General features: G+C 57.7%; 13 protein-coding genes. 8 read left to right on the forward strand and 5 right to left on the reverse strand.

The features are described from left to right. Positions 1-186 precede the first annotated feature (186 nt). Both AC1D06_RS31960 and AC1D06_RS31965 read left to right on the forward strand, forming a co-directional pair. Entirely contained in the window at positions 187-342 is a 156-nt protein-coding gene (locus AC1D06_RS31960; protein ID WP_477989923.1) for a hypothetical protein, read from the forward strand. Positions 343-865: 523 nt separating this feature from the next. After that, positions 866-1,750, forward strand: a complete 885-nt coding sequence (locus tag AC1D06_RS31965; protein WP_477989924.1) for a hypothetical protein — start codon at positions 866-868, stop codon at positions 1,748-1,750. A gap of 354 nt (positions 1,751-2,104) precedes the next feature. Here the strand turns inward: AC1D06_RS31965 and malQ are convergent, their stop codons facing one another. After that, positions 2,105-3,619: a 4-alpha-glucanotransferase gene (gene malQ, locus AC1D06_RS31970; RefSeq protein ID WP_477989925.1), complete on the reverse strand. Its 1,515-nt coding sequence runs from the start codon at positions 3,617-3,619 to the stop codon at positions 2,105-2,107. 83 nt (positions 3,620-3,702) lie between these two features. Here malQ and AC1D06_RS31975 point away from each other — a divergent pair, with 83 nt between their 5' ends. The 3 genes from AC1D06_RS31975 (at position 3,703) to AC1D06_RS31985 (ending at position 5,530) form a co-directional block, all read left to right on the forward strand. Continuing rightward, a complete protein-coding gene (locus AC1D06_RS31975; protein ID WP_477989926.1) occupies positions 3,703-3,879 on the forward strand; it encodes a hypothetical protein in 177 nt (58 codons plus the stop codon). A 1,122-nt stretch (positions 3,880-5,001) separates the two neighbouring features. After that, positions 5,002-5,160 carry a hypothetical protein gene (locus tag AC1D06_RS31980; RefSeq protein ID WP_477989927.1) on the forward strand — a complete coding sequence of 53 codons (159 nt, stop codon included), beginning with the start codon at positions 5,002-5,004 and terminating at the stop codon, positions 5,158-5,160. A gap of 103 nt (positions 5,161-5,263) precedes the next feature. After that, positions 5,264-5,530: a hypothetical protein gene (locus AC1D06_RS31985; RefSeq protein ID WP_477989928.1), complete on the forward strand. Its 267-nt coding sequence runs from the start codon at positions 5,264-5,266 to the stop codon at positions 5,528-5,530. Between the two features lie 786 nt (positions 5,531-6,316). Here the strand turns inward: AC1D06_RS31985 and AC1D06_RS31990 are convergent. The 3 genes from AC1D06_RS31990 to AC1D06_RS32000 all read right to left on the reverse strand — a co-directional run bounded on the left by AC1D06_RS31990 (position 6,317) and on the right by AC1D06_RS32000 (position 9,890). After that, a complete protein-coding gene (locus AC1D06_RS31990) occupies positions 6,317-6,559 on the reverse strand; it encodes a DUF6894 family protein (protein ID WP_477989929.1) in 243 nt (80 codons plus the stop codon). 96 nt (positions 6,560-6,655) lie between these two features. Then, positions 6,656-8,626 (reverse strand): hybrid sensor histidine kinase/response regulator, encoded by a 1,971-nt coding sequence (locus AC1D06_RS31995; RefSeq protein WP_477989930.1) that lies wholly within the window; start codon positions 8,624-8,626, stop codon positions 6,656-6,658. Between the two features lie 85 nt (positions 8,627-8,711). Next, a complete protein-coding gene (locus tag AC1D06_RS32000; RefSeq protein ID WP_477989931.1) occupies positions 8,712-9,890 on the reverse strand; it encodes an FAD-dependent oxidoreductase in 1,179 nt (392 codons plus the stop codon). 81 nt (positions 9,891-9,971) lie between these two features. On the opposite strand from AC1D06_RS32000, the gene AC1D06_RS32005 reads away from it, so the two are divergent. Then, positions 9,972-10,538: a TetR/AcrR family transcriptional regulator gene (locus AC1D06_RS32005; RefSeq protein ID WP_477989932.1), complete on the forward strand. Its 567-nt coding sequence runs from the start codon at positions 9,972-9,974 to the stop codon at positions 10,536-10,538. Positions 10,539-10,701: 163 nt separating this feature from the next. Here AC1D06_RS32005 and AC1D06_RS32010 read toward each other — a convergent pair whose 3' ends face one another. After that, complete coding sequence (locus AC1D06_RS32010) at positions 10,702-11,727, reverse strand: calcium-binding protein (RefSeq protein WP_477989933.1); 1,026 nt, start codon at positions 11,725-11,727, stop codon at positions 10,702-10,704. Between the two features lie 135 nt (positions 11,728-11,862). On the opposite strand from AC1D06_RS32010, the gene AC1D06_RS32015 reads away from it, so the two are divergent. Next, positions 11,863-12,498, forward strand: coding sequence for a recombinase family protein (locus AC1D06_RS32015; protein ID WP_477989934.1), 636 nt, complete (start codon positions 11,863-11,865; stop codon positions 12,496-12,498). A 99-nt stretch (positions 12,499-12,597) separates the two neighbouring features. Continuing rightward, on the forward strand, positions 12,598-12,789 hold the full coding sequence (locus tag AC1D06_RS32020; RefSeq protein WP_477989935.1) for a DUF3606 domain-containing protein: 192 nt from the start codon (positions 12,598-12,600) through the stop codon (positions 12,787-12,789). Positions 12,790-13,158 lie beyond the last annotated feature (369 nt).

A 13,158-nucleotide genomic window follows, 5' to 3' on the forward strand; every position in this document is an offset into this window, starting at 1 on the left:
GCGGCTTGTTCGGCGTCCGTTCAGTAGTTCTGATCGGGTGGAAGATTTAGAAAAGCAGATCGCACTGGCAATTTCCGAATTGATCGCTCGGGCAAACGAAGTGGGCTATTCTACAAGGGACATTGTCAACGTCGTCCACAGGTTACTTGCCGATCACCTTAGGTCCAACGACGACAAGGAGGACGCATGCGCTGGGTGATCCTTGTTGTAGTCATCGCCACCGCCGCCGGGATTGATTTCTTTCGCAATGACGGTGCCTACACCCTTGCCGCCATCGGGTGGTTAAGTCACCTGGTTGAATGGTTCAACCGCACCGGAACAAGCCTCCTGCACGGTAGTTAAGTCGCCGTCCCCCAACAGGACGCTCGCCTTTCGATGCAACGACCGGCTCATCCGGCCGGGCTTCCCATGGTCAACGTGCGAGGCCGAACCGGATTCGATAATCAGCCTGATTTCCAGTGGTTTCGGCAGCAACATAAAGCCCTCATCTCGGAGGCGTCTTCTTCGCCCAGCTTGACGTCCATTAAGGTGCGTCGACACCGCCCCTGATAAGTCTGAAGGTTTCTTTCGCATATGCTGCATCAGTGGCCGGTTTTCGTTGGTGTGCCTGGCAGCCCTGCGCTGTCGGGACAATCACAAATCGCCGCTTAGATGGCATCCGTACGATGAAATCGCTCGCAACTCGTGAATGTGGCGGAACTAAAGCTTTTTCAAGGCGTTTGCTTCCCGCTTGGTCTCGGCCATGCTTTGATTGAAAATGCTTTTGGAGGACTTATTATGGGTCGCGGTATTCTACTTTGGTTGCTGGGCATCCCCCTTCCGATCATTCTCATCCTTATGCTCTTCTGGCATTGAGGACTCTGCAATGACCCTCACACCGGACTCTCCCGTTACTAACGCGCCCGTGGAATCATCTTCATCCGCAGTAAGTTGGGCATCGATCGTGGCCGGCGGTTTGGCTGCCGCCGCCATAACACTCGTGCTGCTCCTGGTAGGCGCCGGGCTCGGCCTAACCATGGTGTCCCCGTGGCAATCGCAAAGCGCCTCCGCCGTGACCATCGGGGTCTGGGCCGCGATCTGGCTGGTGGTGGTGCAATGGCTGTCGTCCGGAATCGGTGGCTACATCACCGGGCGTCTACGTACCAAGTGGGTCGGCGTCCATACCCATGAGGTTGGTTTTCGCGACACCGCGCATGGCTTCCTTGCTTGGGCCCTTGCCACGCTGCTCATCGCCGGGCTTCTTACTTCGAGCGTTTCCGCCATTGTGGGCGCTGGCGTCCAGGCAACGGCAACGACAGCCGGTACAGCGGCCACGACTGCCGCCAGCCAGGCCGACAATCTCTCCACTGCCTATTTTACCGACGCCCTGCTCCGTCCTGCCAATCCGGCTACTGCCGCGACGGCGAACGCTCAAACGGCAGCAGCCCAGATTTCGCGGATTTTGGCGACTTCGGCGGTCCAAGGAAAAATGTCGGACGACGATCGTTCTTACATCACCCGCCTGGTTGCGGCACAGACAGGCCTGAGCGAAGCCGATGCGAAGACGCGGGTCGACACAGTGTTAAAACAGGTTGAGGAAGCCAAGGTTGCCGCGCAGCGGGCTGCTGATAAAGCACGGAAAGCTTCCTCGGTTGCCGCGCTTCTCGGCGCACTTACGCTTTTCATCGGTGCATTTATTGCTGCGGTGGCCGCGGCCTTTGGCGGTCGTCAACGGGATGACGACGAAGAGACACTACGGGTTCGGAGGTAATTAAGATCAATGACGGAGACGGGGCACGCCAGTGCCCCGTTTTTGGGGTCGGTTCCGGTAGGAGGCGAAATGACACGCCGCCAGGCTAAGTCCGGCTTTAGGCTCAAAGCGGATCTTGCCCAGTGCGTGAATTCTACTGGACGATCAAATAATCGCCCAGTCGCAGCTTCAGGAATTCGACCGCATCTGATGGGGATCGGGAAAACCGTCTAAACAGCGAGAAGCAGGATTGCATGAGGTTCATGAAACAAAAGGAAATCTTGGGATAGGAGTGATTATCTCGGGTTTTGAATGAGGCGGAGCGCCGCGAACTGGAAGAGCACTGCCACACGATCGAATGACGCTCAATCCGTGCTACCTGCTTTTATCTCCACGTTCCCGCCGCATCACCTTGGCGATCTCGTTGACGAGTGGCAAGCGGGTCAGGCCCTCGAGCGCGATCGACAGTTTCGGCTTCCAGTTGGGATAACTGTCGCTGGTGTCTGGTACGTTGGTCGGCCGCTTTTCATCGGTAAGGTCCGCCAACCGCACGGCCGCAAGCAATGATGGTGTCTTGGCGATGAAGCGATGCGCACTGATCACCAGTTCCTGCTTTTTTCCTTTTGCTAGTGCCGATGCCAGTCTCTTGGGTGGCTCTGCGCCCGCATCTCTCAGGGCCTGAACAAGCATCTTGCGCTCGTTGCGTCGCCCTTCAATGTGCTTCTTCGTGATGTCGGTCGACAAGATTCCATGCTCTGCGCGGGTTTCGATGTCGGCGCCCCGCCACCAGCCAGCGAGGGTCTGATGGTCGTGCGTCGAGATGCACGCCAAGGCCAGGGAAGAATAATCGTGAGCGGGTTTGAAACTAACCTCATCTCGCTCGTAGGACAGGATGCGATAAGAAAGAATCTGCGCTTTGGCCAGATCGTCGCCTAATCCTTCCGGAACGATCCCGAGGTCTTCACCGATCACCAGGCATTTGGCTTCGGCAGAGGCCTCTATCAGGATATTCAATAGGTTAGACCAGGGGTAGTCGACATACGCGCCGCCATCCGGCCGACTACCCAGAGGGACGAGGAACAGACGCCAAAGTGCGGCAGCGTGATCGATACGGACTGCCCCAGCATACCGCATCGCGGCGTCGAGCATGAGCCGAAACTGTGACGGTTTTCCCGACGCAATTGCGGAGGGCAGAAGCGCGGCCAGGTGCCAATCTTGACCGTCTGCCGCGAAGGGATCAGGTGGGCTTCCGATCGTTGCTTTTGAAATGTACAAATTCGGCGCGCTCCAGGTTGCGGAGCCGTCGACGGCCTCGCCGACGGCGAGATCAAGGTAAAGCCCGATCCGCAGGCCGGCTGCACAAGCTTTGTTCGCCATCTCGCTCAGTTGCATATGAGCAAGCCACTGCAGCCACATATGAAAGCCCATTTCGTCAGGGTGTGTGCGCTCAAATGCAGCCACTGCATTGCTATGACAATCCTGGTACTCCTTCGGCCAAGCTTGCCACCCTGCTCCTTTGCCTTCCTGGGCCATGGAAAACGATATGGCTTCGAAGAGCGCATGCATCCGCAGGCCTTTACCGCGCTCCCTGACAAATTCGTCAAAGGCAATCGTATCGAGGCCTCGCGTGCCGTGCAGCGATTGCTGCTGCTGTGTCCAGACACTGCGCAAGCAGTCGATCTTTATCCGTGATACCTCCACGTAGTCGACCAGGTCGGTACTTCGCAGACCATCCAGGATATCTTCAAGCGCGGCATTGCTGGCGAAACCTGAGACTTGATCGACGGCAATATAAAGCGGATTAAGGTACAGACGATTGGAGGGCTCATACGGGCTGCAGCGATCAGGATCGGCAAGAAATGGGGCGTGTACGGTATCGATCCAATCCATTTGTTTGGGAACGCCCTCGACCCCGCTAGGTTAAGTAACCGAGGCTGCAGTTGGCCTCGCTGAGTAACCCAAGGAGAATGAGCATGGCAAATCAGGGTGGATCCCACGAGCAGCATGTCAAGGCTGGCCAGCAGAGCCACAAGACCGCTTCCTCCTCGCACGCAGGCGATGACAAGTCTGCCAAGTCCGGCAGTACACGCGGCGGCGATTCCGACAAGCATTCAAAGGCCGGCCAGGAGAGCCACAAGAACAGCAAGTAACTATGCAACTCCCGAGAGGCCCGCTTTTGGCGGGCTTTTCGACGTTGTGCGCCCAGCATGGGTGCATTCTTCTGGTGGAAGTCCCACCGTAAGCAAGTCATGGCGAGTGAAGAGAAGCACAACTGCGTGGGGGCGACCGAGCGTGGGGAGGAAGCGTGGATCGAACCTGCGGGCACTTTAGAACCACGCGGCGATGTCCTAAGAAGGACGGACGTGCTCGTCCCAAAGTGGGCTTCCGCAGTCACCGGACTAGATGTTCTGATATAAGCAGCCCGACCTCTTCGCTCAAATTGGCGAATGAGCGGGTCGCTCATGGGCCGTCGGGGCCCGCATTCTATACGTCGAGGCCACGGGCGACCTCTATTTCGACAGGGACGGTTCTGGGACGGGTTACAAACGGGTGCTATTTGCCCATGTGGCGGACAACACCATGCTCGACCGAACTGATTTCTATGTAGTCTGAGATCTGTGTTTGGTAGGCAAAACCTCGGCTGGACCGATTTAGATCTGGGCATCACGCCGCCGCCCCTGCGATTTCAGCGACATGCCTATTGCAGAATTCCGATACGAACTCTTTGTAAGGGAAACGACCGGAAATTGACATCGAATCCGGTAAGGAAGCCATGTCAGGTTTTGCGGTGTAGGGCGTTATATATCATAATGTGTGTTTATCATATATAGCATGAAAATATCTATATATTACAGCTGTTTGCGCTTAGACGAGCCGCAAGCTCGAGACCTGAAACATGGGGTTTGAAATCGATGCCGGCAGGAATGGTCCTACCTGCCGGCGCCGAAGACGGGCAAAAACGCAACACACCCCGTCATACACACTCTCGCGTGAAAAGCTTGCCATTTTACTAACCATAGCTGGCTTGCCGATTTCGCGGTGAATTAGCCAGGCCTTCGCCTGACATCCCCAATTTAAAGAAAGGGAAGGAGAAGCTCTGCCTCTCCCTCCCCGACAAGCATAATCGACACGGCCGAGGCTCCGCGCGTTCCGCTTGTGCGCCCGCACCACCCGCATCGATTTTGCTTGCCCCCTCCCTCTCCGCTGGTCCGCCCGAGCTCGGGAAGCAGCAGCGCAGTGCTGCTTCGCATAATCAACAAGGAGAGACTAAAATGACGACCATCCAGACCATCACTTTGAACAAGCTGGTGTTTTCCAAGGCCAACGTGCGCAAGACCGGGGCCGACGAGGGACTTGCCGAGCTTGCCGCCAGCATCGCGGCCATTGGCCTCAGGCAGAACCTGAACGTCCGGGTCGGACGAGGAATTTAACGAAAATGTTGATATGCGTCAATAAACTCTATCACAGGGTGTGGCAAGGATAAGCACCCTGTCCCACTGCCCGGGCTGGCTTAGTGGTGACTCGGAGAGAACAATGAGGCCGCCCGAACGTCCGATCCTCCTGCTTGTTGAAGACAATATCCTGGTCAGAATTCCTATTGAATTGGAATTAGCGCTCGTGGGATTTGCCATGTTGACGGCCGAACATGGTGACGATGCCATGACGCGCCTTGAGACCATGTCACGCGACATCAACGGCCTAATCACGGATATAGACCTTGGTACTCGGGTGACGGGTTGGGACGTCGCCCGGCGTGCCCGCGAACTCCTGCCCTTGGTGCCAGTTCGCGTGACGTCATAACAGTTTCCTTCCATTTCAGATTTAAGCTTTTAGCTAAAAATCTGAAATCTATTCAAGCGCCTTTTATCCTAAACGGAGACGGCGGATGTCTACTTGCCTATGCCACTGGGAATTTCGGTTTGCCGTTTTTGTGCGTGAGGTCCACTGTCTGGAAAGGCCGCTAATCACGCCGGCGAGCACCGTGTTCACAGCGAGGGATGCAGCGCAGAACCGCAGCTGCGTGGCGATGGCTCCCATTTCGGCAGATTCCAGCAGAGCGCCTCGGACGGCCTGGCAGACCTGCCCGGGAGCCGCTTCAAAAACTCAATGTTAACCTTCCCGAGAGGAGCCCAATTTCCACATGAACTTCGCAACTCTGAAAGCATTTGACCCTCCGGTCGGAACTGGCAAAGGGGACAGACGTGTCTATTTTCGGAGAACTGCTATTTGTATGCACAACAGCGGCGCCGATTGCAGTCGTATTGTGTCTCGTAATGTCATACGGCGAAGATCGCCGCGATCTCGGATTAACCATGCTCGAGAATGAAGACCTGCCGCAGGGTTCGCCTGCCGGAATTGAGACCGTTGTTCATAGACCAGGCGGCATGCCGACGATCCTACCGGTTTCTTAACCGGCCTCAGCACCGGGGGACGATCTCGGCCACTGTCTTTAGCGGTCGACAATCAGTTGACGATAATGCAGACGGGGCAAGCCAGTGCTCCGTACATGTTGGTAGACAGCGCGAACAATCCCTAGGCACGGCGGTGGCCTGCTAACCACTATGCGGCAGGCCGGCGCCAACGGCTTCAGATTGAAGCTGATGGCGGCTCCTGATCCAATCGGATCATCCCGACAATTCTGCCGGTCTCATCCTCGATTTCGACGTGCAGCTCCTTCACGAGATCGGCCGGCTTTGTGATCTCCGATCGAACCTCAGACGCCAGAATGGTGCCCTCCTGGCGTGCTTCGTCGAGGTCTTTGAGGTCTTTGCCGACATCATCCGTGACCAGACGAACACCATCCTTGATGTGAAAGTAAAACCTTGGCATCGCTCTCTCCGGTCAGTTTCAAGCGGTGAACGTATGAGACGGGGCGATGTTTCGTGGAACGGATCGGGCGTGCCGACGGCGCTCCCATGTCGTGGATCAGGTATGTGCGGCCCGGCGCTGGCCAGCCTCCCGGATGGCCGCGACGAGCTGATTTTCGGTGAACGGCTTACTCAGCCGGACCAGGTGCAGCATGTGGGCATCCTTGGGAAGCTCGGCGTAGCCGGTGGCGATGATCACCGGCACATTGGGCCACCGTTCCTCGATGTGCGCGGCGAGTTGGATACCGGTCATGCGCGGCATCGCCTGATCGGTAATCACCATGTCGACATCGCGTTCATCCAGCATGCTCAGCGCCTGGGCGGCGGAATTTGCTTCCAGAACGGTGTGGCCCATATCCTCCAGCATCATCACCGTGTTTAGAAGCACGAGGGGATCGTCATCGACTGCCAGGACAACCATGGACCTGTTCACCGCGGGCGTCGCAACAGGCTTGTCTTCGACTTCTGTCACAGCCTTGCCGTCGGCCACCGGCAGCCAGAGTTCGGCGGTGGTGCCCTTGCCGATTTCGGACGCGAGCACGAGCTTGCCGTGCGACTGTGCCATCAGCCCCTGCACCATTGGTAAACCCAGACCTGTGCCCTTGCCGATGCCCTTGGTCGTGAAGAACGGCGTAATGGCATTGGCGAGCGTCTCCGGATCCATTCCCTGGCCTGTGTCCTGCACATAGAAACAGACGAACCCGCCAGGCTGCAGATCGGCATGCTGGGAGCGGGCGTTGGCGACAATCCGCGCGCCCATCGCGAGCTTGCCGCCCTTCGGCATCGCATCGCGCGCGTTGATGGTCAGGTTCAGGACGGCGTTGGCCAGTTGGTTGGGATCGGTCCAGACCTCGGGCAGGCTCAGCGGAAAGTGGGTCTCGATAATGACTTCCGGGCCTATCGAACGCTGCAACATATCCGTCATGCCGTGGATCAAGGCCATGAGATCCACCGCCTCGAAGCGCAGGTCCTGCTTGCGCGAGAAAGCCAGCATCCGCTGGGTCAGCGAAGCGCCACGCTGGATGGCCTGATAGGCATTGTTGAGCAATACCGTGCTGTCGGATGATTGCGGGATGCGCTTCTTGAGCAGCTCATAGCTGCCTTGGATCGCCATAAGCAGATTATTGAAATCGTGAGCAACCCCGCCGGTGAGCTGGCCGATCGCCTCCATTTTTTGGGCTTGAAACAGTTCCTCGCGCGCCAGCTCCAGTGCCTGCTGCGCTTCGCGTTTGTCGGTGATGTCGCGGGTAATCTTGGCAAAGCCAACAAGCTCGCCATTTTCGTCCCGGATGGCGTCGATGACGGCGTTCGCCCAGAAGCGCGTGCCGTCCTTGCGGACCCGCCAGCCTTCGGATTCGTAACGGCCTTCGCGCGCGGCAATCTCCAATGCTTTCTGCGGCTTTCCGCTTGCCACGTCTTCGTCCTCAAAGAAACGCGAATAGTGCGAGCCGATAATCTCGTCCGGCAAAAAGCCCTTGATGCGTTGTGCGCCGGCGTTCCAGCTCGAAACCCGTCCTTCAAGGTCCATCAGGTAGATGGCATAATCGGTGACACCCTGAACCAACAGGCGGAATTGCTCCTCTGCTTTCCTCGCACGCTCTTCGGCAGCACGGCGCTCGGTCAGGTCACGGGTGACCTTGGCGTAACCTGTGAGGGTTCCAGCCTGGTCCCGAATGGGATCGACGATGACGTGAGCCCAGAAGCGAGAACCGTCTTTGCGGAGCCGCCAGCCCTCCCTTTCGAACCGCCCTTCGTTCGCCGCGGTCTTGAGCGCCAAAGCAGGCAGGCCTATGGCCCGGTCCTCCGGGGTGTAAAACCGCGAGAAATGCTCGCCGAGAATTTCGGCTTCGGAGTAACCCTTCAACGCCTCGGCGCCGGGGTTCCAGCTGACCACTGTCCCGGCTGGGTCGAGCATGTAAATCGCATAGTCTGTGATCGCATTCACAAGCGTACGATACCGCTCCTCGGCGCCGCTGCCGGTGTTGTAAATATGATTCAAAGAAATCCCCTTCGCGCAATAACAAGTCATAACGCCTGACTGCCCGAAATGGTTCCTTTGGCCGACGGCTATGGCGTCCCGGAGGCCCTACCAAACCGTGTCGCGCTTGTGCACCTCATCGCACTTCAGCGTACTTTTTCCGATCGAGGCCCGACAGTGCCAGCTCGATCCTTCTCTTCACCGGCGGCAGATGGTCGGCAATGCGAAAAGCCAAGTTTCTGATTGCACGCAATGTGGCGCTCCGCATAGTGGCGAGTTCGGTCAGCCTTCCAGCCATGTGGACCACCTCGGTTGCGGCGGGCCTGCGCAATTGCTGGTACTGGTCCAGGTCCGCAGCGGGACGCGTCCCCTTGAGCACGCCGGCGAGCAGGTCTCCGAGCACGACCGAATCGACGATGCCTGTGTTCATCCCCTGCCCGCCTGCAGGACTGTGGACATGCGCGGAATCTCCCATGAGCAGCAAGCCATTCTTGCGATAGGCGGTCGCGATGCGGTCGTGCAACCGGAAGCGGGAACTCCAGACGACCTCTCGAACCTTGATGGCGCCATTGACCGGGCCACGCGCGGTGAGAATTGCCTGAATGTCATCAGCATTCGGACGTTCCGGCGCACCTTCGAGCGTTGCGACAATCCTGAAGCTCCCGCTCGGCAGTGGTGCGACTACCAAGACACCCGCCGGAGAGAAGAACAAAGACACTTCGTCCCGGCCAAGGCTCCAATCCATGAATACGTCGGCAAGCACGAAGGACTCGGGATAGGATTTGCCCTCGAAGCCGATGCCGGCCTGGTCGCGCACCACGCTGTGCATCCCATCTGCCCCGACGACGTAGCGAGCCGAGTGCACATGCTCGGCATCACCGACGCTCATCGTGACCTTGGTATGCTCGCCCTCGCTTTCCGTCGCGACGACGGTGACGTTGCGTTGAACTGTCCCCCCTAGTGCCAGAAGTCGTTGCGTGAGAACCTCTTCGGTTTCATGCTGCGAGACCATCAGCATCTCGGCAAACTTCGACGGCAGTTTGTCGAAGCTCAATTGCAGTAGTGCCCGGTCGCGGTCGCGTACGGTAAACCGGGTAAGGTTGAGCCCCCGGCGGGTCAGCTCGTTCACTACGCCGAGCCTCTCGAGCATTTCGAGCGTGTGTGCGTGTATCACCGCGGCGCGGGAAGTGTTCTGCCCTTCCGCCAGCTTGTCGACCAGGATATGATCGACGCTCGCCTGCTGCAGCGCGATTGCCAGTGCAAGGCCCGTTGGGCCGGCGCCAACGATGAGGACATCTGTGGATTTCGGAAGCATTTTGACTCTCCATTTGTCAACGTGTGTTGATATTTATGTCGGCCTCTTGCTTTTGTCAACAAGTGTTGGCATTTTATTTTCATGATGGAATCACCAAAACAGACAAAGTCCGAGAGAACACGCGCAACGATCCTCGAAGCAGCCCGGCGGATATTCGCGTCGGAAGGATACGAGCGGACCACCATTCGCGATATTGCGGCGGCCGCCTCGATCGATCCGGCCATGGTCATGCGTTACTTCGGCAGCAAGGAGGAGCTGTTCGCAAAGACGGCGAGCTTCGATCTCCGCATCCCAGATATAAACGAGGTCGAGCACGAGAAGATCGGCGAGACGCTTGTCCGGCACTTCCTGACGATGTGGGAAGACGACGCGGCGCATGAAGGACTTGTTGTAATGCTGCGCTCGGCAGCCTCCAAGGAATCTGCAGTGGTGAAACTTCGGGAAGTGTTCACCGCGCAGGTCATGCCGGCACTCGCTCGCGCCGAGGGCTTGCTCAGCCCCAAGGAGCGCGCCGGCCTTGTCGCCAGCCAGCTTTTGGGTCTCGCCTTCAGCCGCTACGTGATCGCACTCCAACCGGTGGTGGACCTTTCACGCGAGACAATCATCAAACATGTCGGCAGAACAGTACAGACATATCTAACAACCTGAGCAGTCGCGATCTCTGGATCGTTATGCCCTGAGCTCAGAGGTCGCTTTAAGTTGCAAACAGAATAATTTCGCGCGTATCCCTCTCGCGCGCTCCTATATGTGATAATGTCCTTTATCATAAGTATTAGAATATATATTTATATCAAAGGCTTGCCAGTGTCTCTCAGAACACAAAATCGGCCGCGGTCAAATCTCTGGCCGTGATATGGGCAAGGACGAGCTTCGCGCCGTCGTCTGCTGTAATGCGCAGATCTCCGTCAATTTCTTGCACGTGGTGGCTTATCAAGTCCGTATAATCGGCGATTCCGACCGCCCGGGATAGGTCGATGACATCGTGGCCCGGTCCCGTGGCGTGGAAATCGGTGACTGTGTCTCTGCTGTATCTAGCCCCGAAGATAAAATGATCGGCGCCACCGCCCCCGGTCAGCATGTCGCGGCCCCGACCGCCATCGAGTTGGTCGGCTCCTGCCTTGCCTCTCAAGATATCATCGCCGCCGAGGCCCTTAAGAATGTCCGAGTCCTTGGTGCCCAGGATTTTGTCAGCGGCTGCGGTGCCGTTGAACGTGTCGACAACCGCAGTGACATTCAAGGTGAAAGTGTAGGAAAGGTCGGGGGTGTTGGAGCCGCTGTAGGTGAACGAGCCGTCATCCACGACCTTAAACCTGAAGCGGGCATACTTGTCGCCGAAGTCGTCCTGGCCGGGGGTGAACGAAAGCTTCGACAAGTCGCCGACGTCGATTTTCTGGCCAGCGGTCACGGCGTGACCGTTGTAGGTGAGTGTGCCGTGGATGGGGGTGGCGGTGATGATGACTCTCGCGAAGGCGTCACCTTGGCCCGCATTCACTTCGCCCTCATCATCGGCGAACGGGAAATCCGCTTTTGAAAATGCAAACACCTGGTCTTCCGCGATGGTTTTCGTGACGTCGTCCGAGAAAGCAGGGGCATCGCCGGTGAAGAGCGAGGTCCCGTCGCCGTTTACCTGTCGCAAGTAAAGGGCATAACTGTAGGGTGGCATGCCGTCCTGGCCGCCCCACTGACTGCCGGTGACCATGTAGCCATGGGCACCATAGGCTTCGATCTGGTCGTAGTCGGTTTCGGGGATGCCATCCGCAGTTCCAATGTACGTCCCGTCGGCAGCGTATCGGTCAACTTCTCCGCCGATGACGGCGACGAAGCTACCATCGTTCAAGGCTGCGACGTCCCAATGCGTCTGGGCCTCATTCGAACCGAGGGCAGAGGAGGCGGTCTTACAATGTAAGTCGGAAGATTGTTCGCTTGCAAAAATTGTGAATTTTGACGACCATGCCTCAATGCATTTGAAGGTTTGGCGGGAGGCGCTTGCTTCTCACGATTTCCGGCACCCTTTAAGATTAAGGGGGCTTGGCGCGCCATGAATACTGTTGTTTTCGCTGGCCAGTATGTTGGCTATGCGCGGGTCAGTACGGTCGGGCAGGATCTTTCCTATCAGCTGCAGCGCCTTGAGGCGGCGGGCTGTGTGGCCGTATTTCAGGAGAAGCGTAGCGGCAAGAACACATGCGACAGGCCGCAGCTGCGCAAGCTTCTGAAATCCCTCAAACCGGGTGACATAATGCTGGCGACAGCTTCCGACCGGGTGGCGCGCGATCCGGTTGACCTTCTCAACATCCTGCAGGCGGTGAAGCAAGCTGGCGCCGGCCTTAAGCTGCTCGATGAGCCCTTCATCGACACGTCGTCGGAAATCGCCGATCTGATAGCGTTCCTCTTGGGATGGGCCGCGCGTTGGCATCGCCGACGCATACTTGAAAATACAGCGCAAGGCCGCGAATTGGCCCGTCAACGCGGCGTGAAGTTCGGCCGCAAACCCAAACTGACGGCTCTGCAAAGGCAGGAGATCAGGGCGCAGCGACTTGTCGGCGTAAGCATTTCGGAAATCGCCGGATCCCTTGGCGTGAGCGAAAGCACGATTTCACGAGCGATCTAAGCTCCAGATTGTCGGCGATCTGCGAGCTTGCAATTAAGGCAACTTACTATAAATATTGTGAAGTGAATACACCACATCCCATACGGGTAGGAGGATGGAGTGGCCGATGATCTCACAAAGCGGCGTCCGCAGGATGCCCGTAAAATCAATGTCAACGAGAAATACGAAGTGAACTGGTGGTGCGCGCATTTCGGTGTGAACGAGGCAACGCTTAGGGCGGCTGTAAAAGCGGTTGGCGTCGAGGCAAAAAACGTTGCCAAGCACCTCGGCAAGACTGCGCCGCCGGTTTGATACACTTACCGGCCAGTGCGCGTTCTATATGGCGCGCCTCGCCGGGGGCATGTCGGTCCCAGGTTACGCCTGTCGGCGTCGCTATGCTAGCCTTCCTACGGCTACCCTTTTAACCGGTCTCGTTGCAGGCGACTGGTCTCCGGCCGGAGGCCTGCGCCTGATATGCCCATTTTCGTAAGAAGGGGGAGAAAGCGGCTCTGCCTCTCCCTCCCCGACAAGCATAATCGACACGGCCGAGGCTCCGCGCGTTCCGCTTGTGCGCCCGCACCACCCGCATCGATTTTGCTTGCCCCCTCCCTCTCCGCTGGTCCGCCCGAGCTCGGGAAGCAGCAGCGCAGTGCTGCTTCGCATAATCAACAAGGAGAGACT

Source organism: Rhizobium sp. P2_G2, assembly GCF_056403555.1.

Bases quoted from the DNA above. Each gene is read 5' to 3' on its own strand.
- AC1D06_RS31965 (WP_477989924.1), top strand. From the start codon at position 866: ATGACCCTCACACCGGACTCTCCCGTTACTAACGCGCCCGTGGAATCA.
- AC1D06_RS31995 (WP_477989930.1), bottom strand. From the start codon at position 8,626: ATGACTTGTTATTGCGCGAAGGGGATTTCTTTGAATCATATTTACAAC.
- AC1D06_RS32000 (WP_477989931.1), bottom strand. From the start codon at position 9,890: ATGCTTCCGAAATCCACAGATGTCCTCATCGTTGGCGCCGGCCCAACG.
- AC1D06_RS31980 (WP_477989927.1), top strand. From the start codon at position 5,002: ATGACGACCATCCAGACCATCACTTTGAACAAGCTGGTGTTTTCCAAG.
- AC1D06_RS31990 (WP_477989929.1), bottom strand. From the start codon at position 6,559: ATGCCAAGGTTTTACTTTCACATCAAGGATGGTGTTCGTCTGGTCACG.
- AC1D06_RS31985 (WP_477989928.1), top strand. From the start codon at position 5,264: ATGAGGCCGCCCGAACGTCCGATCCTCCTGCTTGTTGAAGACAATATC.
- malQ (WP_477989925.1), bottom strand. From the start codon at position 3,619: ATGGATTGGATCGATACCGTACACGCCCCATTTCTTGCCGATCCTGAT.
- AC1D06_RS31975 (WP_477989926.1), top strand. From the start codon at position 3,703: ATGGCAAATCAGGGTGGATCCCACGAGCAGCATGTCAAGGCTGGCCAG.
- AC1D06_RS31960 (WP_477989923.1), top strand. From the start codon at position 187: ATGCGCTGGGTGATCCTTGTTGTAGTCATCGCCACCGCCGCCGGGATT.
- AC1D06_RS32005 (WP_477989932.1), top strand. From the start codon at position 9,972: ATGATGGAATCACCAAAACAGACAAAGTCCGAGAGAACACGCGCAACG.